Origin of the sequence: Nonomuraea sp. NPDC052129 (assembly GCF_040680095.1) — a bacterium.
In the GTDB taxonomy this organism is placed as follows: domain Bacteria; phylum Actinomycetota; class Actinomycetes; order Streptosporangiales; family Streptosporangiaceae; genus Nonomuraea.
In genome coordinates this window covers 58406-77587 of sequence record NZ_JBFAVX010000010.1, presented here as the reverse complement: position 1 = coordinate 77587, position 19182 = coordinate 58406, and the positions used below count along the sequence as shown (strand labels likewise).

The following is a 19182-nucleotide window of genomic DNA, read 5'->3' as shown; positions in this document are numbered from 1 at the left end:
ACGTGCGTCACTCCGCGGTCGACACCGTGCGGAACTCGGGCTGGCTGTTGGCCGCCGGGGTGAAGCCCTTGACCGTGGAGCGCAGCCCGTACGTGCTGGACAGTGCCGCGGGGAAGACGCCGACCGCGTCTCGCCAGATGATCTCGCACGCCTTGCCGTAGAGCGACTTGCGCTTCTCCTGGTCGGCGGTCGAGCGGGCCTCGGCGAGGATGGCGTCGAGCTCCTTGTTCGCGTAGCCCATGCGGTTGGCCGTGCTGGTGTAGAGCCGGCCCAGGGTGTAGTCGGCGTCGCCGGTGGTCACCGTGTTGACCTGGAGCTCGATGTCCCAGTCGAGGGCCGTCAGCCGCTTGATCCAGGCCGCCTTCTCGATCTGCTGCTGCTCCACGATGACGCCCACCTTGGCCCAGGCCGAGATGAGCGACTGCGCCAGCTCGGTCGCCAGCGGGCCGGTGTCCTTGAACCACATCAACGAGGTACGGATCCCCGAGGCGTAACCGGCCTCCGCCAGCTCCCGCTTGGCCAGCTCCGGGTCGTAGGGGTAGGCCTGCTGGCTCGCGTGGCCGAAGACGGCGGCCGGGATCGGCGCGTCCATGACCGTCGCCGCCTCGCCGTACAGGTTCGCCACGATGCCCTTGATGTCGAGCGCGTGGTAGAGCGCGCGGCGGACCCGCGGGTCCGAGAACGGTTTGCGGCCGCAGTTGAACCAGGCGAGGAAGTAGTTCACGCCCGGCTTGCTCTCGACGCGCACGCCGTCCACGCCGGCCAGCCGCTTCAGCTCGTCCGGCGGGATGATCCAGGTGACGTCCACCTCGCCGTTCTGCAGCGAGGTCATCCGGGTCGAGGTCTCCGGGATGTACGGCAGGCGCAGGCCGCGCAGCGTGGGGGCGCCGCCCCAGTAGTTCGTGACCGGCTTGAGCAGCAGCTGGGACGACGGGGTGAACGACTCGACGGCGAACGGGCCGCTGCCGATCGGCTTGCGGAAGAAGTCGGCCTTGCCCAGCTGGGCGGCGGGGAGGATGAAGGCGAGCGTGAGGTTCGTCGGCAGGGTGCCGAGCGGATCGGTGGTGGTGATCCTGATGGTGTGCGGGTCGGGCGCTTCCACGGTGTCGATCGCGGTCCACAGCGGCTTCTGCGGGCCGTCGGACTTGGCCAGCCGCTCCAGCGACGCCTTCACGTCGGCCGAGGTGAGCTTCGTGCCGTCGTGGAAGGTGACGTCGTCGCGGAGGGTGAACTCCCAGGTCTTGTCGTCGGGCTGGGTCCAGGACTTGGCCAGCTTGGGGGCCAGCTCCGCCCCGTTCCTGGTGACGAGGGTGTCGTAGATCTGCCGGTTGGCCAGCAGCGACGCCTCGTCCACCGCGCTCGCGCCGTGCGGGTCCAGGTCGTTGATCGGCTGGTTGAACGCGGCGCTGAGCGGGCGGCTCTTGCCCGACGCCGATCCGGCCCCGGCGCCGCCGGGCGCGCATCCCGCGACCAGGCCGGGAAGGGAGACGCCGGCGACCCCGGCCCCGAGGAGGGACAGGAACCGGCGCCTGTCCACCCCGTCCATTGCTGCCATGTCGGTTGCTCCCGTCAGCTCTTCAGTGCCAGGTAGACGAGGATCTTCGCCTGGGGATCGCCCCCGGTGAGGTGGGCCCGCAGCCGCAGCCAGTGACCGAACTCCCGGACCCGCCAGGTCACCTGGCCCGGCTCGGTGACCACCTGCACGGGGGTCTCGTCGTCGTCGCACCAGTGCAGCCCGTCAGGGGAGACCTGGGTGACCAGATGCAGCTCGCCTTCCAGCCCCAGGGTCCGGACGAACCAGCGCGCCTCGGTCGCCCAGCCGGCCTCGTACGGTTCGGTCGTGAAGTCGTCGGTGAACGTGCTGTTCCGCTCCAGAACCGCGGTAAGAGCGTGCTTCATGCCGGTGTCACCAATCCACGGAAATCAGTGCGGAATCGAGGAAGAGAAAGTTGCGGACCGGAGAATGGGTGCGCACACTCACATAGAAGTTGAGCAGGTTCTCCAGGCCCTCGTATTTGTCCGGATACTGCGGCACCGGGATCCGGCGCATGTCCATGACCCGGTCATTGACCTGGAGCTCGATGTTCGTCCGGGTGCGTGTGTCGAACTGCCAGCGCAGATAATGCCAATTCACCTTGGTCGGGACCTCGTTGTAACAGAGGTTCTGGGGATCCTCGTCGAAGGCGTGCCAGTCGTCCGGGTTCGGCGCCGTGAAGTCCTCGGTGGGGGAGAGGTTCTCCTGGTTGTGCAGGTTGTCCCTGGGCGTCGGCTCGGGCACCACCGGGTAGACCCAGCGCCGGGTGAGCTTGTTGTTCAGGTCGGTGTTCTGGTAGCGCGCGACGCAGTGGTAGCGGATGCCCTCGCCGTCGCACAGGTCCGTGGCCACCGTGAACGCGCCGAACTGGGCTTCCGACGGGTGCAGGTTCCCGTCCCAGGCCACGTCGCCGAAGGTGTCGCCGAGCGAGGTCTCCGCGGTCGCCGCCTCGCTCTTGTAGGTGAAGTACGTCTCGAACTGCACCACACCGCGCTGGGCCATGGTCAGCCGGCGGATCGCCACGGCGGTGTGACCCGTCACCGGTCTGGTCGCCACCTTCAGCGCGTAGTTGCCGCTCATCGCGCCGTGGGTGCCGATGTCGAAGAAATCGCACGAGCTGAGCTGCGGCGGCCGGAAGTCGCGCATGTGGACGTCGACCTTGTCGAGATCCCCGTAGCCGTCGTGATTGCCGATGAGTTCGGTCCAGCCGTGCGTTCCGGTGTTGAACTCGTCGAAGGCGAGTATGCGGGGGAGGGGGTTGAACTTCGAAAGTCTGGGGTCCGCCGCGATCAACGCGCGCCGCAGGTCCCCGGCCGGATCATGAGTCGTCTCCACGCCCAAGACGTCCTTCCGTAGACGCTTTCAGCCGCCAGGATGAACGTTCACGTGAACGTTAATCCTGGGTTTCGAGGAAGCTAACTCGTTACATCCGCGATGTCAAGGGATGTTCGTGACGGAACAGGACATCTGGCGCTCGCGGGGCCGAGGGTGATGATCATCTACCTGGGGCCGCTCGTGGGGCTGTAAGTGACTTGTAAGTCAGATGTGAGCGTTGAGGCTTACGTTCCTTATGCACCAAGCACGGGCGGAACTTCCTGAACGGAGCGCATCCAATGCGACTGACGACCAAGAGCGTCCGCATCACCTGAGCATGAGGGTGACCACATAGCCGGTGGGGGCCGGAAGGTGCAGGTCCGGCCCCCACCTCATGCGACCTGCGCAACGGATCTTTCGAGCTTATTTGAAGCATCGATCCAGATATGTCAGCTTTGCCTACAGTACGACCCGTGGGGGCTCCGGTAACCAGAACGAACGTGTGGAGCGAGCTACGAGTGACCTCCGCTCCTCAGCTGTCCGTGTCGATCTCTCCGAACCTGACCGCTCTCGCCATGATCGCCGACGCGCTGGCCGGCCGCCGGCGCGGCCTGCCCGAGCTATGGCGGCGCGCGGTCCAGTCGAGGGTGAGCCCGCTGGGACGCGAGGCGGTCCTTCCGCTCGCCGCTCCCGGCTACTCCGTCGTGCCCGACAGCGTCGCGCCGATCACCCCCATGGACGACATGTCCGTGGCGGCCCAGGTGAGCGCGCTGAGCGACATACCGCCCGAGTCTTTGATCAAGGACCTGGAGCAGGCGTTCGGCGACGGATCGCTGCCGACGCACTGGCGGGCCGCCGCCGAGCGGCCGGGCCGCTGGCTGCGCGGGTACGCCACCGCGCTCAACGACGTCTGGCACACCACCGAGCCGCTCTGGCAGCGGGCGCGGCCACTGCTGGACCGGGAGATCGAGCGCGTCGGCATCACCTCCGTCCGCGGCGGCCCCGAGCTGCTGCTGGGCGCACTGAACGACCGCATACGGTACGGCGAGCGCGGCCTGCTGATCGCCGACATCGAGGCCAGCACGTACGAGCTGGGCAACCGGCGGATCATCCTGGTGCCGATGCTGGCCGGCAAGGACGCCGTGATCGTCAGCTTGGACCATCCCGACGCGGTGTGGATCGCCTACCCCGTCCCCGGCGCCGAGTCGCTGTGGCGCCGGCCCGTCGCGCCCGCCGTGGACGAGCTGTCCGCCCTGGTCGGCCCGGTGCGCGCCGAGCTGCTCTGCCAGCTGGACCAGCCCATGACGATGAGCATGCTGGCCTCCAACGTCAAGATCGCGCCCAGCGGGATCACCTATCACTGCGACCGGCTGCACGCCGCGCGGCTGATCAGCAGGGAGCGGCGGGGACGCGAGGTCTGGATCGCCCGCACCGACCGGGCGGAGGAACTGCTGTCGCTCTTCCGCCGCTGAGCGCCGACCAAGGAGATCTGCTGTGGTCCTGAAATATCACCGTGAAGCGCTCGACGGGTGCGGAACGGCGGCGAAGAACGCGTCCGGCGCCTTCGCCGAGGTCGCCGGGTCGGTGTCCGGCGCGGCGATCGACCAGGCCGCCTTCGGCCGCCTCGACAACTCCGGAGCGCTGGCCGCGGCGGTGAGCGAGCTGAACGCGGCCGCCGGGACCACCTCGCGGACGCTCGGCGGGCATCTTCAGGCGGTGGAGCAGGCGTTGGACGCCGTGGAGCGGACGTTCACGGACGCCGACGGGGCCGCGGTGCGCCGGTGAGCGGAATCGACGACGTGCGGGGCGTCCCCGGCGGGGCCGAGCTGGCCACGCTGGCCGCGACGGTGGTGGGCGACCCCGGCGCTGTGGGCCGTGTCGTCGGTGCGTGGCAGGCGGCGGCCGACACCGGCCGGGGCCAGACCGCCGCGGTCAGGTCGGCCGTCGGTGATCTGGACACCGCCTGGCAGGGGGCGAGCGCCGACGCGTTCGTCACGTACATGGACCGGGCCGGGAAGATCGGCGACACGCTGCAGAGCGTGCTGTCACAGTGCGCCACGCACCTGGCCACCGCCGCCGAGGCCCTGCGGACGGCCGAGTCCACGGCGAACGGGATCTGCCAGAACTACGCCGCCGCCGTACGCGACTTCCAGGCCAGGAACCCGCAGGCCACGCAGGACCAGATCCTGCAAGGCGTGCAGGGGCTGGTCGGCGACGCCCGCAAGCAACTGGAAGAGCAGCGGACGACCGCGAACAACGCTCTGGGCACGGCCGCGGCCGGCATCCGGGGCCTGCTGGGCGGGCTGGGCAGATCCACCGAGAACTGGCCGGAGCCGGACACGGAGCCCTTCGCCCCGGGGCCGGGGAAGCCCTTGGACTGGACCCCGTCGCGGCAACAGAACGGCGCGACGACCCTCGCCGAGGCGAGCGGGCCGAGGGGCCATTCGCCCAGTATGCCTGGTTTTGGCGGATATGGGCCGAGTGGTCCGCCCCCGGCGGGCGGTGGACCGGCTCCGCAGGGACAGGTGGCCGACTGGATCACACAGGCCGTCAACGTCCTCAAGGCGCAGGGCTACCCGGTCGAGAAGATGAACGCCAACGACATCTGGACCATCATCCGGCACGAGTCGGGCGGCAACCCCAACGCGATCAACAACTGGGACTCCAACGCCGCCAAGGGCACGCCCTCCAAGGGGCTCATGCAGACGATCGACCCCACGTTCAACCGGTGGAAGCTGCCGGGCCACGAGAACATCTACAACCCGGTCGACAACATCATCGCCGGGGTCCGCTACGCCATCGAGCGCTACGGCTCGGTCTCCAACGTGCCCGGCGTCGTCGGCACGAAGACCGGCGGCGGCTACCGGGGTTACTGAGCTGGTGAGGCGGTGGCCACCGGCTTGGCGGCCCGCGCCGGATCCAGCACCGGCCCTTCGGGGATGAGCTGCAGCACGTTGGCGGGCACCGGGGTGGCGCGCTTGGCGTCGTACCCCAGCTTGCCCAGCACGTCCGCGTTCGGCACGGCGTAGCGCCGTCCCTCGTCCGTCACCAGGTAGTACGACTGCACCGCGTCGAGCTGGCCGTCACCGGGCAGGACACCGGCGACGATCGCCCGGCCCGGCGGCAGACGTACCAGATCCGTGGCGTCGCCGCGGGGCGCGGGCAGCGTGCCGCCCGACATGAGCCGGGCGCGGGCCGAGCCCTTGTCGGCGTCGGCGTAGACCGCGCAGAGCGGGCTCGCCGGGTCATAGGCCGTCATCTTCGGCATCGACGCGGGCAGGCCGTCGGCCGGGAGCTTGGTGCGGGAGCGCGGGGCGGCGTTGGCCGTCGCCGCGTCGATCTTGACCTCGGCGGTCGTGCCGCCGCTGTACGCCGCCGGGTCGCTCAGCAGGAGCGTCGCCTGCGCACGCGTGACAGGCGCCAAGCCGTCGGCCAGCTGCACGTACCAGCGCGGCTCGCCCCCGGCGACGGCCGTGGCCCGGTAGACCTGCCCCACGGCGGCCTTCTCGCCGCCGGGCCCGGTCACTGGCCGGCCCCGCCCCTCGATCGCGGGCGCGGCCAGATCGGGCCCTTCCGGCAGCGCGTTCAGCCAGGCCACGGGCACGGCCGCCGGGTCGGTGCCGCTCAGGCCACGCGCGATCCCGGCGGGCACGCGCATCCGCGCGCCGCGCCAGATCGCCCAGGTCTGCCCGCCGACGTCCACGAGCATCGCGCTGTCCTCGGCGAGCGGCCGGTCGCCGACCTGCCGCCCGGCGATCAGCGTCACGTACGGCTTGCGCCCCGTGTCACTCTCGCGCTCCTGCACGCAGACCGACCAGGGACCGGAGGCGAGCCGATCAGCGGTCGGCAGCGAGTCGGGCGCCCCCGGGATGCCGACCGGCGTGCCGCGCTCGTACGAGCTCAGCGCCTCCCTGGCGACCACGCGCTCGGTGATCTGCGGCGAGTCGAGCACGAGCCGGGCCGAGGCGTAGTTGGCCACTGGGATCAGCCTGCGCTGGGGCTGGCTGTAGACGTAGCGGGCACCGGTCTCGCGCTCGATGATCAGTGTCCCCGGGTCCCGCAGCGCCTTGGTGCCGCTGGGCCGGAGCAGCCCGACGACCGCGAACCCGACACCCAGCAACACGGCGACCATGGCCCCGGCCAGGAAACCGATGTTCTGGCGGCGCAGCGGCCACTCGGGCTGGTTCGGCTGGGCACGCATCAGCGCCAGGCCGATCCGCTGGACCGTGAGCCGGTACGCCTGGTAGAGGTCGCGCTGGCTGTGCACGCCCACCTCCCCGGAATTCGCCCGGCCCAATTTATCCAGATGAGAACGGGCAGAGCGCGATACTTCAACAGTTCTGTAATGGACACGCGCGCCGCGCACCCTCGGCCGCCACCAGGCGTTTGCACCCGGGACTCCGGCTTGGCACCGATCCTGCCGGTCATGGGCCGGGGAGGTCGTGCGTCGGCGCGAGCCTGAGCTGTGTGTGGTCGTGCGCCCCTGCCTGAGCACCCACTCTGGCGGACACTCCTGACAGCGGCACCCGCACCGGCCCGTGGAACCGGCACCCCCGACATGACCATCGGAGCGCCACCACGCCCGAAACCAAACCGAAGATCAACGGCGGAGGCGGTTTTTACGCGATCGATGGACGATTACGCGGTATTGTCTGTCGATCATCGGCCAACGGCCGCTTTACCGGACGCATGGCACTTGATAATGAGGTGGGCTGAAGTGTCTTCAGAGGTTGACGGGCGGATTGCCGCAGCGCTGGATAGCGGCGCTACTGAATTGGACCTTTCTGACTTCGATTTTGATACCCTGCCTGAGGCGCTGGGCGACCTCACCGGTCTTACCAAGCTCAACCTGAAAGGTAATCGGCTCACTGAATTACCCGGGTGGTTGGGCAATCTCAGTGAGCTCACCGATCTCAAGGTGTCGGGAAATAGGCTCGCCGGATTGCCGGACACCTTGGGCAGCCTCACCAAACTTACGACGCTTGAGCTTTATCCAGGTGGGAATCGGCTCACCGGCTTTCCCAAATGGCTGCGTAGCCTGACCAATCTCACTGTGCTCAAGCTACGCGACAACAGGATCACCCGCGTGCCCGAGTGGCTGAACGAGCTGTCCAACCTCACAGTCCTCGACCTGGCCTTCAACAACATCGCTGCTCTGCCCGACACGTTGGGCGACCTCACCGACCTCGCCGAGCTCAACCTGTGGCGCAACAGGCTCGTCGCCGTGCCGGACACATTCGGCAGGCTCACCAGCCTCACCACGCTCAACCTGGGCGGCAATCCGATCGCGGTGCTGCCGGACACGTTGGGCAACCTGACCAACCTCGGCGAGCTCGACTTAAGCCTCACCCAGTTGACTCAGCTGCCGGATTCGTTGGGCAATCTCACCAACCTCACGACTTTGTACCTGGCCTATAACGACATCACTGTTCTGCCAGACACGTTCGGCAACCTCACCAATCTTACCAAGCTGTACCTGGCCGCCAATCAGATCACCGCACTGCCGGATACGTTGAGCAACCTCACCGAGCTCGACCTGCAAGACAAAGAGCTCACTACCTTGCCGGGCTGGTTGTCCATGCTCACCAATCTCACCAAGCTCAATCTTTCCGGCAACCGGCTCAGTGTCCTGCCCGAATGGCTGGGCAATCTGACCAACCTTACCGAGCTAGGGCTGAACAACAATCAGCTGGAGATGTTGCCTGATTCGTTCGGCGGGCTCATCGACCTCACCGAGCTTGACCTTTCGCACAACAAACTCACTGTCTTGCCGGATACGTTCGGCGGGCTCGCCAGCCTCACCAGGCTTAACCTGTACGGCAACCGGCTTACCACGGTGCCTGGCTCGTTCGGTGACCTTGCCAGCCTCGCCGAGCTTGAGTTGTCGCACAACGAGCTCGCCATCCTGCCGGATACGTTCGGCGGGCTGACCAGCCTCACCACGCTCAAGCTGGACGGCAACCGGCTTACCACGGTGCCTGATTCGTTCGGTGACCTCATCGGCCTCGCCGAGCTTGAGTTGTCCCACAACGAGCTCGCCATCCTGCCGGATACGTTCGGCGGGCTGACCAGCCTCACCACGCTCAAGCTGGACGGCAATCAGCTTGTCACGGTGCCTGATTCGTTCGGCGACCTCGTCAGCCTCACCGGCCTTAAGCTGCCGCACAACAACGTCACCGCGCTACCTGGCACATTAGGCAACCTCGCCAACCTTGTCGCGCTCAACGTGGCGGCCAACGAGCTCGCCGTGGTGCCCGACGCCATCGGCAACCTCACCAAACTCATCACGCTCAACCTGGCGGCCAACGGGCTCACCACGGTGCCCGACAGCATCGGCAACCTCACCAACCTCGCTCGCCTCAGCCTGGGCAGCAATCGGCTCGCCATGGTGCCTGACACGTTGGGCAACCTCACTGCCCTCATCGAGCTCGACCTGAGCGATAACGATCTCACCGAGCTACCTGAACGGCTAAGCGGCCTCACGGCCCTCGACGGACTTGACCTGAGCGACAACCAGATCACTGTCTTGCCCGAGTGGCTGGATCATCTCACCGTCACAGAGCTTCGTTTGGACGGCAACCCGCTCATCGCACGGCCCGACTGGCTGACCGACGATGAGGACTGGGACGACGACGAGGATCAGGACTAGTACAGCCGCACTCAGTCGCGGCGGCCGGGCGGGTGCGGGACCGTGATGCGTGGGGAGGCGTGCTCCCCACGGCAGGCAGAGGCACCGTCTTGCCGGCCGTGGGGATGCCTATCGGCTGGACACCAGAGCCCAGACGACCCGCTCGTTCCGGGTGTTGTAGTAGTGACCCCACGAGCCGTCGGTGATCTCGTGCACTATGCGCAGCCCACGGCCGGACTCGATCGCCGCGTCCTCGTCGTCGGGGCCGGGGTCGTTCACGGGCTGTCGAAGCCGAGGGAAGGTATTGGCGTGCCCAGGATCGACCACGACCAGGCGGAGGAAGCCTGCCTCGGGCTCTAGCCTCATGCGCACCCACCGCGCCGCGGGCATGGTCCCGAGCCCGTACCTGATGGCGTTGGTGACCAACTCTGTGGCGAGCGTCTGAAGGTCATAGGCCCGGGGGTGGTCCGCTCCCACCCACGCGGTGATGGTGTCGCGCGCTCTGGCGGGGATCACACGGGGATCCAGATCCTTATTCATCTCGAAGGTGTGGCATTGGGTGGGGGAGTGGAGCGCCGCATTCATAATTATTCACCGACTTTGTCCGTGTCGTGCTCGCCTCTGGATTTCTTCAGGCTGTGTCACCACGGGTGGAGGGTGTGGTGAACCGCTAGTCAGAATGGCAGTGGAGCGATATTTTTCTCAGTGGTCGGCAAAGTCTGTAGCGACACAGTTTCCGGGCTGCGGAGTTTCGCCGCAGTGGCACGTAAGGAGGGGTGTGGCGTGGGAATCGAGGTAGAACTAGACCCCGAAACAAGCCCAGACGCGCGATATGGTTATGAATTGCGTAAACGGCGCAAAGAGGCGGGATTGACGTTGGCTCAGCTGGGGGCCAGGGTCGCTCTCACGGGTCAGCAGATCGGCAACATCGAGCGGGCCGACCGCCGGATGGATGAGAACAGGGCGCGCCGGTGCGAGGAAGCCATGGGGCTCCCGCCAGGTGATCTCGTGCAGCACCTTCCCCGTAGGTCTCGCAGCAACGTGACCTTTCGCAACTTCCTGCCGTGGCTGGACAGGGAGAAGCGGGCCACGGAACTGTGCGCCTATGAAGGGTTGATCATTCCGGGATTGCTCCAAACTCGGGCGTACGCGGAAGCTGTCTGTCAAGGCAGGCCCGGTACAACCCCCGAGCAGGTGGAAGAGGCCGTAGAGGCGCGGATGCAGCGACAAGCTATTTTGCGCCGGGACAACCCTCCGTTCCTATATGCCGTTCTCGACCAGTGCGCACTGCTACGCCCGGTAGGAAGCGAGGAAATCACCCGGGATCAGCTTCAACATCTCCTCATGATGGGTAGAAGTCCGAACATAGTGATGCAGATCGTCCCCCTGCGCGCTATGTCTACGCGCGGCCTGGTGGCAGGGTTCGTGATCGCTCGGACGGCTGGAGATGGCGACGAAGCCGTCTTCATCGACTCCCCTGGTGGAGGCCGCATGCTGGACCAGCTTGAGCTTGTGGAGAAGCTGAAGGCTCGGTTTCAGACGATCAGAGCGGATGCCCTGTCCCGGGCGGACTCGATGGCGCTGATCGAAGAGAGGTTGAAACAAGAATGGATCTGGCACTGAGCGATGAACTCAGGAACGCGGTGTGGCGGAAGAGCCCTCTCTCGGACGCCGAGGGGAACTGCGTACAGGTGGCTCCGCTGTCGGCCGGACGCGTCGCGGTGAGGGACAGCAAGGACCCCGATGGGCCTGCTCTGGTGTTCACCGATCCAGAGTGGAAGGCGTTCGCCGGTGGGGTGAAAGAGGGAGTGTTCGACTTCTAGCCTGGCCTTTGGTCAGGCTCCTGCCAGGTCTGGAGAAATGCCGAGTCGGCGGATCTGCTTGGCGAGCGATGCGCGCGAATGACTCCTGTCCGATCCTTCGGGACCGGACAGGAGTCATTCGTGGTCGGTCAGTACCAGCGCTGCCAGGCGTTGGGGTTGCTGACGTTGCAGCTCCACAGGCCCACGGCCAGACAGCGTCCGGAGGCGTTGTTCACCAGCTCGGTGTCGTAGAAGCGGTTTGCGAAGACCCGCCGATCGAGGAGACGATCCTGGACACCGCGGCCAGCTTGGCCAGCCTGGGCCTGTCCGCGACACAACGCGAATGGCCGACGCGTAGCCGACCCCATCTCGCCGCATCGCGATCAACATCCTGCCGGATTCTGGTCGAGATCGGCCAGGAAACTCTCGGCGCGGCGGGCGAAGAGGTGGGCCCCGCGTTCGCCGGATCGGGCGCGGGCTTCGTCGGCGGCGGCTCGCACGACGTCGACGGGTTCGCCGCGGGCGTGCAGCAGGCGGGCGCGCAGCAACAGGAGAAGTCCTTCGGCATAGCGTTGGCCGTGGGCCTTGACGGCCTGGTCGGCCCGGTCGAGGGCGGTCGCGGCCTTGTCGGGCATCTCGGCTGCCAGCCACATCTCGGCGATCAGTCCGTACCAGTAGGCGAGGCCCCATCTCGGCGGGTCGAGCAGGGTCGCGGCCAGGAGATGTTCGGCCTTGGCCGCGGTGCCGGCCGGGTCGTCGCCGGTGAGGGCACGGGCCCAGTACCAGTCCAGCCGTATGTAGGCTTCCTGCGCGACGCCGGGACGGTCGGCGCTGGCCGCGACCCACCGCTCGGTCGCGTGCATCGTCCAGGTCGTGTCACCGGCCATCGTGGCGGCCATGGTTTGGTAGCGGGTCCAGCCCGACATCTCAAAGGGGTCTCCCTCGGCCTGGTACACCGTGCCGAGCAGGGACCGCCCCGTCTCGACATCGCCATGCAGCGTGGTGATCACGGCCAGATATCCGACCCACTCATCCTGGATCCGCCAACGTCCGAGGTCGTCGCGGCGTCGAACCGGGACGCCCCCGACTCGGCTGGCAAGGTGGTACATGCTTTCCTGAGCCGGCCCCGGGTGCGGGTCGGCCGAGTTCGCGAGCAGCGAGGCAATGCCGTCCGCAGTAGTACGGCCTACCCAGCTGAAACACTGATACGCCGCGCCGATGTCGCCGATGTCCCATTGGTACAGGCCCCAGGCCTGTCGGCCGTACGCCTGGATGATCGGGTTCGCGGACGCCTGGCCTTGCTCATGCAGCCGGCGAGCCCACACCCCACGGTCTTTCTCGGTGGAGATGTAGGCCCCGGTCATCCGAACGAAGAGAAACTCGGCCTCGGCCGTCTCGCGGCCGAGTCTGCGGGCAAGATATGCACCCCGTTCCAGCAGATCGAACGTCGAGCCGCCCATTCCCGGGGGCTCGACGGCGAGGAGGTTGAGCAGCGACAGGACGCACAGTTCCAGCTCCAGCAGCCCTGCCGTCCGGGCGATCTGGACGGCCGATTCCAGGTTCCGATAGGCGGCCGCGAACGCGAGCTTGGTCGCCGCGCGGCGACCGGCGCGCGCCAGTGCCTCCGTGGTGCGAACCGGGTCGGCCAGGGGGCCGGCGCCCCGCAGGTGGTAGGCGAGGCGTTCGGCGACGGACTCGTCGTCCGCATGGATGTGTTCGAGGGCGTCGGCGACGCGCAGATGCAGCTGGACGGCCTGCCGCCGCGCAATGGTCTCGGTGACCGACTCGCGGACCAGGTCGTGCGCGAAGCGCCACAAGAACGGGTCTTCCGGCTTGGTCTCCAGGAGGCCGAGTGCTTGCAGCGGTTCGAGGCGTTCGAGGCAGTCCGCGACATCGACGCCGATCGCGCGGGCGAGCAGGTCGAGGTCCACGTCGCGGCCGATGACCGCGGCGATGCGCAGCAGGCCGTGAGCGCTGTCGTCGAGACCGGACATCCGATCGCGGACGACGTCTCGCACGGTGGCCGGCACCCCTGCCCGTACTGACGCGCCGCCGTCGCCGAGCGAGCCGCCGTCGCTGAGCAGCCGGGACAGCTCCTGGACGAAGAACGGATTGCCGGCGGTGCGGGCATGGATACCGCGGGCGACTTCGGCACCGGGATCGTGGCCGGTCTCGCGGCGGATGAGCTCGGTCACGTCGGTCAAGCCGAGCGGGCCGAGCCGGATCCTGCGGTGGCCGGGCAGCCGGCTGGCCGCGGCCAGGACCCGCGACAGATCAGAGCCGGGTGTGGGTGCGCGATCGCGTAGCGCACCGATGATCACCGTGCCGGCGGGTAGCCGGGCCGTCAGGTGGCCGAACAGCTGGAGCGAGGCGGCGTCGGCCCATTGGAGGTCATCGACGATCAGCAGCGTGGGCCGTTGCGCCGAGGCCTGCCCAACGGCGGTGACGACCTGCTCGAACAGGCGAAACTGGGCACCGCTTTCGGGAATGGCCGGCGCGGCGGCGTAGTCGTCTCGCGATTCCAGGAGACTGCCGAGCTCACTGGCGAGCCACTTCTCCCGCAGCGGCGCGGGCAGGCTGTCGAGAATCGGGCGGAGCGTCTGTTCCCAGGGCCACATCGACGGTGTTCCGTCGCCTTCCAGGCACGAACCCCAGACGACCAGCGCGCCACGTCCGCTCGCTTCGGTGGCGATCTCTCGTACCAGGCGGGTCTTGCCTACGCCCGGCTCGCCTTCGACGATACGGAGCGCTGGGCGGTCGGTGAACGCCATCTCGACGGATTGCCGCAGTAGGGCGAGTTCCTCGGCCCGGCCGACCAGCCCGGCTGCCGTTCGCGCCGACGCGCCGTCATCCCCACCGTCCATACGCGCCACGAGCGGCGACGCCGAGGGCTGCGACAGCACTCGCAGATGTGCGGCTTGCAGCTCCGGGCCAGGATCGATACCGAGCTCGTCGGCAAGACGGGCGCGGACCTCGCGGAACACCGACAGTGCCTCCGCCTGGCGTCCCGCCGCCCCGAGGATGGAGATGAGGCCGGCCTGTACGGGTTCGTGGAACGGCGCCATCGATGCGGCCAGCTGCAACGCCGGCAGCACCCTCGCCGGTCGGCCCAGCGACACCGCCAGTTCGGCCGCTTCGGTGCACGCGGCGTGAAACTCGTCGTCGAGGGCGGCGAAGGTCGGCAGCGCGGTCGATCGGTGCGTGAACCCGTCGCCCGCACGGCCCCGCCAGAGGCCAAGCGCTTCGACATAGCGATCGAGCGCCGTTTCCAGGCGTTGCCGTGCCAGGGCCGCCTTGGCGGTCTCGACGAGTTCCCGGAAGGTGCGGAGGTCCAGGGTGCCGGGGTCGGCGGTGAACTGGTAGGAGCCGCCGCGGTGGTGCAGGTATGAGCCGGATTTACGGGCGGGGGTCGCGGGTTCGAGCAGTCGCCGCAATGCGCCGACGTATTTCTGGATGACGTTGAGCGCGCTGTTGGGGACCTCGTGGTCCCAGACCAGGTCGATCAGCTCGCTCGTGCTGACCGGCGTGCCCACCCGGGCCAGAAGCAGGGCCAGCAGATAAGCCTGTTGCCGGGGGCCGGCATCCAGTTCGACACCATCGCGCCACACCCGCAATGGGCCCAAGATCTGAAGGCGTAAGAGAGCGCCACCGGCCGGCTGATCGTCGACGCCTGGCCGGACGGGATGAACGGGCAGAGCCACCTCGGCTCCCGGGTGAGTCGGCAGATTGCCAGCTAGCAAACCGTCCAAATAATACCGCAGCAGTGCGAAACCTACCGGAGCCGACGTCCGTCCAACTCCCACAAGACCATCCTGTCCGCACCGCACCGCACCGCACCGGACGCGGGAGCGCATGCGTCGCTCTGAGCCCAGGTCCTCGGATCCGATCAGAGCGAGGTTGGTGGGCCTGTGAGGCGCTGACTGCGGACGCGAAAGTGATCCGCGACGGGAGCGCGGCCGTTGCCGACGGCCCGCTGCCGAGATCGAGAAGCAGCTGACAGACAATGATGCACATGACACGTGCGGTGTACGTCGCGGCGGGCGAGGCGGGAAGCAACAAGGGCGCGGTCGCCCTGGGCATGGTGGAGCTGCTGTCCCGGCAGGTGGGGACCGTGGGCGTGTTCCGTCCGGTGGTGCGGGCAGGCCGTGAGGACAACCTGATCAACACCATCCGGAGCAGGTTCCAGCTCAGCCTGCCCTACGAGACGTACGCCGGCGTCACCTACGACGAGGTGCACGCCGACGCCGAGCGTGCGGCCGGTGACATCGTGGCTCGTTACCGTGCGCTGGCGGGGCGATGCGACGCCGTGGTCGTGGTCGGGACCGATTACACCGATGTGGGCGCGCCGACCGAGTTCGAGTTCAACGCCAGGCTTGCCGCAGACCTGGGAACGCCCGTGCTGAACGTGGTGAGCGGGAGAGGCAGGACGGTCTCGGAGATCAGTGCCGCGGTCGAGCTGTCGTCCCGGCAATTGGCGCAGCACCACGCCCAGGAACTGGCGGTCGTGGTCACCCGGGCGGCTGCCGAGCACATCGCGGTCGATCACCCTACGCCGGTGTTCGTACTGCCCGAGACTCCCTCCCTGCGCGCCCCCACCGTCGCCGACCTGCTGGGTGCCTGCGACGGCAGGTTCTTCCTCGGCGAGCGCGACGGGCTGGGCCGGGAGACGAGCGCGTTGATGGTGGGCGCGATGTCACTGCCCGGCATCCTGGACCGCTACACCGAGGGCGCCGCGGTGATCATCCCGTCCGATCGGGCCGCCGCGCTGCTCCCAGGACTGATCGCGGCACACGCGGCGCCGGGTTTCCCCGCCCTGTCAGCGGTGATCATGACGGGTGGCACGGATCTGCCCGCCCCGGTGGACCGGCTGCTGAGCGGCATGGCCATTCCCCTGCCGGTCATCGCCACCGACTATGACACCTTCGACACCGCGACGCGCCTGTCGGCCGTGGAGGGCCAGTTCACACCAGAAGCCGGCGGGAAGATCGACACAGCGCTGCGGCTGTTCGCCGAGCACGTCGACGGCCGGCTGCTTCTCGATCGGCTGGCCATCGCCAAGACCGACGTCGTCACGCCGCTGATGTTCGAGTACGAGCTGCTGGATCGGGCACGTACCCGGCGGCGGCACATCGTGCTGCCAGAGGGCGAGGAGCCGCGCATCCTGCGCGCGGCCGATGTCCTGCTGCGCCGTGGCGTGGCCGAGCTCACTCTGCTCGGTGACGAGGAGCGGATCAGGGTACAGGCCGCCCAGCTCGGCCTGGATCTGGACGAGGCCAGCGTGCTCAGCCCGTTCGACGCGCAGCTGCGCGAGCGGTTCGCCCGCGAGTACGCGAGAGTCCGGGCGCACCGGGGAATGACCACCGAGCTGGCCCGCGACACCGTCACCGACGTGTCCTACTTCGGCACGCTGATGGTCCACACCGGCATGGCCGACGGCATGGTCTCGGGCGCGGCGCACACCACCGCGCACACCATCAGGCCGGCGTTCGAGATCCTGCGCCTGGGGCTGGTCTCCAGCGTGTTCTTCATGTGCCTGGCCGATCGGGTGCTGGTCTACGGCGACTGCGCGGTCAACCCCGATCCGAGTGCCGAGCAGCTTGCCGACATCGCGATCTCCTCGGCTCGCACCGCCGCCCTGTTCGGCGTCGACCCTAAGATCGCCATGCTGTCGTACTCGACGGGTGCCTCGGGTGCCGGCGCCGATGTCGACAAGGTCCGCACCGCCACCGAGCTGGTCCGCGAGCGCCGTCCCGACGTGATGGTGGAGGGGCCGATCCAGTACGACGCCGCGGTCGACCCCTCGGTGGCGCGGACCAAGATGCCCGGCAGCCAGGTGGCCGGCCACGCCACCGTCTTCGTGGTGCCCGACCTCAACACCGGCAACAACCTTTACAAGGCCGTCCAGCGCAGCGCCGGCGCCGTCGCGGTGGGACCGGTGCTGCAAGGACTGCGCAAGCCCGTCAACGACCTGTCTCGCGGTGCCACCGTCGCCGACATCGTCACCACCGTGGCCATCACCGCCGCCCAGGTGCGAGACGACGATGCGGACGCCCCTTCATCGGTGGAGCGCGTCCGGGGTGTCGTCCTCCACTAGGAAGCCGCCGGACTGGTGGCGCCAGAGCCGGGCGTAGGAGCCGTCGGACTCAAGCAGCTCGCCGTGGGTGCCCTGCTCCACGATCTCGCCCTGGTTCAGCACGACGAGCCGGTCCATGCGGACGACGGTGCTCAGGCGGTGCGCGACCACGAGCGCGGTGCGATCCTGTATCAGCTCCCACAACGCTTCCTGGACGAGGATCTCGCTTTCCGAGTCGAGGGCACTGGTCGCCTCGTCCAGCAGCAGGATCGGGGCGTCGCGCAGAATGGCTCGGGCGAGGGCGACCCGTTGCCGCTGGCCGCCGGACAGCTTGACGCCACGCTCGCCGACCAGGGTGTCGAATCCCTTCGGCAGCGACTCGACGAACTCCGTGACGTGCGCCGCCCGCGCGGCCCGCATGATCTCCGCGTCGGTGGCGCCCGGCCGGGCGAAGGCGATGTTGTCGCGCACCGACCGGTGGAACATGGCCGGCTCCTGGGGCACGTACGCGATGAGGCTGCGCAGATCGGCCTGCCGCAGGCGGGCGATGTCCTGGCCACCGATCAGTATCCGGCCACCGTCGACGTCCATGAGGCGCAGCAACAGCCGGGTGAGCGTGGTCTTGCCGCCGCCGGACTGGCCGACCAGTCCGATCTTGGTGCCACTGGGGATGTCCAGGTCCAGACGCTCGAACAGGGACGAACCGCCGGCGTGCGCGAACGTCACCCGGTCGAAGCGGACGCTCGCGTCCGCCCGGCGCAGCGGCTGCGGGTCGGCCGGATCGACCACACTCGACGGTACGAGCAGCAGCTCGGTGAACTGGGCGGCTTCGGTGAGCACGCTCTCGATGCGCCGGTATACCTGGTTGAACTCGAACATGACGCTGATCGTGTTGGAGTAATAGGTGAACGTCACCACGACGGCCTCCACGCCCAGACCGCCCCGGAGCGCGACGGCGAGCAGCAGGCCGAGGGCGCTGGTGAGGATCGAGATGGGGGCGACCACGGTGTCCACGCGCAGGTTGCCGTAGTCCCAGGAACGCAGCGACAGTTTCCGCAGCTCGGCGACCCTGACGCGATGCTCGGCGGCCTCGCGGTCCTCGGCGGCGAACGCGCGTACGGTGTCCATGTTCGACAGGACGTCGGCGACGTGGCCCGAGACCCGCACCTTGGCGGCCTCACGCTCGTCGACCAGCGCCTGGCGGCGGCGGATGAGCGGCGCGACGAGGCAGCCCGTGACGACGATGAGGCCCAGCAGAACGAAGACCAGCAGCGGATGATAGGTCCACAGCACCACCGAGGCGAAGGCGATCGGCACCACCTTGGCCATGATGGAGAAGGTCAGCGTGTCGACGAAGTCCTCGAATCTGGAGGAGAACCCCAGCACCCGTTTGGTCAGCGACCCGGCGAAGTTGTTGTGGAAGAACGCGGTGTCCTTGGTCAGCAACTCGTCCATGCCCACCACGCCGAGGTGCTCGATGCCGCGGGCGTCCGTACGGTTCAGGAAATGCAGCCCGATCCGCCACAGCACCTCACCGGCCAGCAGCAACCCGGCGAAGCCGAGCACGTACGGCAGGAGCGCGCCGACGGATCCGTCGCCGCCCGCGGACAGCCGCCCCACAATGCCGGCCACCGCCAGCGGCGCCAGGTAGAACAGGCAGATGTTCCCGAACGCGGGCGCCGTCAGCGCGGGCACCGCGACGCGCCACTGGCGCACCAGCTCACCGCAGTAGTGACGCAGCGCGAGCAGGACCGCCGACTTTCGTACGGATGAAACGCCTTCGGAGCCCTGTAGCGATCCGAGCACAGCCATCCGCCCCTCCCGAACCCCG

14 protein-coding genes are annotated in these 19182 nt (G+C 68.1%); 7 read left to right on the top strand and 7 right to left on the bottom strand.

What is annotated here, in order from left to right; translation table 11 throughout:
- Positions 1–7: 7 nt before the first annotated feature.
- From AB0L53_RS23255 to AB0L53_RS23245, 3 genes are read right to left on the bottom strand one after another with little or no spacing between them, the layout of a single operon-like run.
- Positions 8–1555, bottom strand: coding sequence for an ABC transporter substrate-binding protein (locus tag AB0L53_RS23255; protein WP_363997245.1), 1548 nt, complete (start codon positions 1553–1555; stop codon positions 8–10).
- 14 nt (positions 1556–1569) lie between these two features.
- Positions 1570–1899, bottom strand: a complete 330-nt coding sequence (locus AB0L53_RS23250) for a hypothetical protein (protein ID WP_363997242.1) — start codon at positions 1897–1899, stop codon at positions 1570–1572.
- Positions 1900–1906: 7 nt separating this feature from the next.
- Positions 1907–2869, bottom strand: coding sequence for a DUF6772 family protein (locus AB0L53_RS23245; RefSeq protein ID WP_363997240.1), 963 nt, complete (start codon positions 2867–2869; stop codon positions 1907–1909).
- Positions 2870–3321: 452 nt separating this feature from the next.
- Here AB0L53_RS23245 and AB0L53_RS23240 point away from each other — a divergent pair, with 452 nt between their 5' ends.
- From AB0L53_RS23240 to AB0L53_RS23230, 3 genes are read left to right on the top strand one after another with little or no spacing between them, the layout of a single operon-like run.
- The gene (locus AB0L53_RS23240; protein ID WP_363997237.1) at positions 3322–4320 is read left to right on the top strand and encodes a winged helix-turn-helix domain-containing protein; all 999 of its coding nucleotides are present in this window, start codon (positions 3322–3324) and stop codon (positions 4318–4320) included.
- 22 nt (positions 4321–4342) lie between these two features.
- Positions 4343–4633 (top strand): hypothetical protein, encoded by a 291-nt coding sequence (locus tag AB0L53_RS23235; RefSeq protein WP_363997234.1) that lies wholly within the window; start codon positions 4343–4345, stop codon positions 4631–4633.
- The gene (locus tag AB0L53_RS23230; protein WP_363997231.1) at positions 4630–5724 is read left to right on the top strand and encodes a transglycosylase SLT domain-containing protein; all 1095 of its coding nucleotides are present in this window, start codon (positions 4630–4632) and stop codon (positions 5722–5724) included. Before AB0L53_RS23235 ends, AB0L53_RS23230 begins: the two co-directional genes overlap by 4 nt.
- Here AB0L53_RS23230 and eccB read toward each other — a convergent pair.
- A complete protein-coding gene (eccB, locus tag AB0L53_RS23225) occupies positions 5718–7115 on the bottom strand; it encodes a type VII secretion protein EccB (RefSeq protein WP_363997228.1) in 1398 nt (465 codons plus the stop codon). The two genes, AB0L53_RS23230 and eccB, sit on opposite strands and share 7 nt — an antisense overlap.
- A gap of 450 nt (positions 7116–7565) precedes the next feature.
- Between eccB and AB0L53_RS23220 the strand changes: the two genes are divergently transcribed.
- Positions 7566–9497 (top strand): leucine-rich repeat domain-containing protein, encoded by a 1932-nt coding sequence (locus AB0L53_RS23220; protein WP_363997225.1) that lies wholly within the window; start codon positions 7566–7568, stop codon positions 9495–9497.
- A 108-nt stretch (positions 9498–9605) separates the two neighbouring features.
- Here AB0L53_RS23220 and AB0L53_RS23215 read toward each other — a convergent pair whose 3' ends face one another.
- The gene (locus AB0L53_RS23215) at positions 9606–10016 is read right to left on the bottom strand and encodes an ATP-binding protein (RefSeq protein WP_363997222.1); all 411 of its coding nucleotides are present in this window, start codon (positions 10014–10016) and stop codon (positions 9606–9608) included.
- Between the two features lie 243 nt (positions 10017–10259).
- Here AB0L53_RS23215 and AB0L53_RS23210 point away from each other — a divergent pair, with 243 nt between their 5' ends.
- Both AB0L53_RS23210 and AB0L53_RS23205 read left to right on the top strand, forming a co-directional pair.
- Entirely contained in the window at positions 10260–11099 is an 840-nt protein-coding gene (locus AB0L53_RS23210; RefSeq protein WP_363997219.1) for a helix-turn-helix transcriptional regulator, read from the top strand.
- Positions 11084–11299 (top strand): DUF397 domain-containing protein, encoded by a 216-nt coding sequence (locus tag AB0L53_RS23205; protein ID WP_358426264.1) that lies wholly within the window; start codon positions 11084–11086, stop codon positions 11297–11299. Before AB0L53_RS23210 ends, AB0L53_RS23205 begins: the two co-directional genes overlap by 16 nt.
- A gap of 362 nt (positions 11300–11661) precedes the next feature.
- On the opposite strand, the gene AB0L53_RS23200 is transcribed toward AB0L53_RS23205, so the two are convergent.
- The gene (locus tag AB0L53_RS23200) at positions 11662–14886 is read right to left on the bottom strand and encodes a BTAD domain-containing putative transcriptional regulator (protein WP_363997748.1); all 3225 of its coding nucleotides are present in this window, start codon (positions 14884–14886) and stop codon (positions 11662–11664) included.
- 404 nt (positions 14887–15290) lie between these two features.
- On the opposite strand from AB0L53_RS23200, the gene pta reads away from it, so the two are divergent.
- Positions 15291–17372 (top strand): phosphate acetyltransferase, encoded by a 2082-nt coding sequence (gene pta, locus AB0L53_RS23195; protein ID WP_363997215.1) that lies wholly within the window; start codon positions 15291–15293, stop codon positions 17370–17372.
- On the opposite strand, the gene AB0L53_RS23190 is transcribed toward pta, so the two are convergent.
- Entirely contained in the window at positions 17334–19163 is a 1830-nt protein-coding gene (locus tag AB0L53_RS23190; protein ID WP_363997212.1) for an ABC transporter ATP-binding protein, read from the bottom strand. The two genes, pta and AB0L53_RS23190, sit on opposite strands and share 39 nt — an antisense overlap.
- Positions 19164–19182: the final 19 nt, after the last annotated feature.

What these genes read in the sequence shown, in the direction of transcription:
- AB0L53_RS23215 (WP_363997222.1), bottom strand. Translation starts at nt 10,016, where the DNA reads ATGAATAAGGATCTGGATCCCCGTGTGATCCCCGCCAGAGCGCGCGAC.
- pta (WP_363997215.1), top strand. Translation starts at nt 15,291, where the DNA reads ATGACACGTGCGGTGTACGTCGCGGCGGGCGAGGCGGGAAGCAACAAG.
- AB0L53_RS23205 (WP_358426264.1), top strand. Translation starts at nt 11,084, where the DNA reads ATGGATCTGGCACTGAGCGATGAACTCAGGAACGCGGTGTGGCGGAAG.
- AB0L53_RS23190 (WP_363997212.1), bottom strand. Translation starts at nt 19,163, where the DNA reads ATGGCTGTGCTCGGATCGCTACAGGGCTCCGAAGGCGTTTCATCCGTA.
- AB0L53_RS23255 (WP_363997245.1), bottom strand. Translation starts at nt 1,555, where the DNA reads ATGGCAGCAATGGACGGGGTGGACAGGCGCCGGTTCCTGTCCCTCCTC.
- AB0L53_RS23250 (WP_363997242.1), bottom strand. Translation starts at nt 1,899, where the DNA reads ATGAAGCACGCTCTTACCGCGGTTCTGGAGCGGAACAGCACGTTCACC.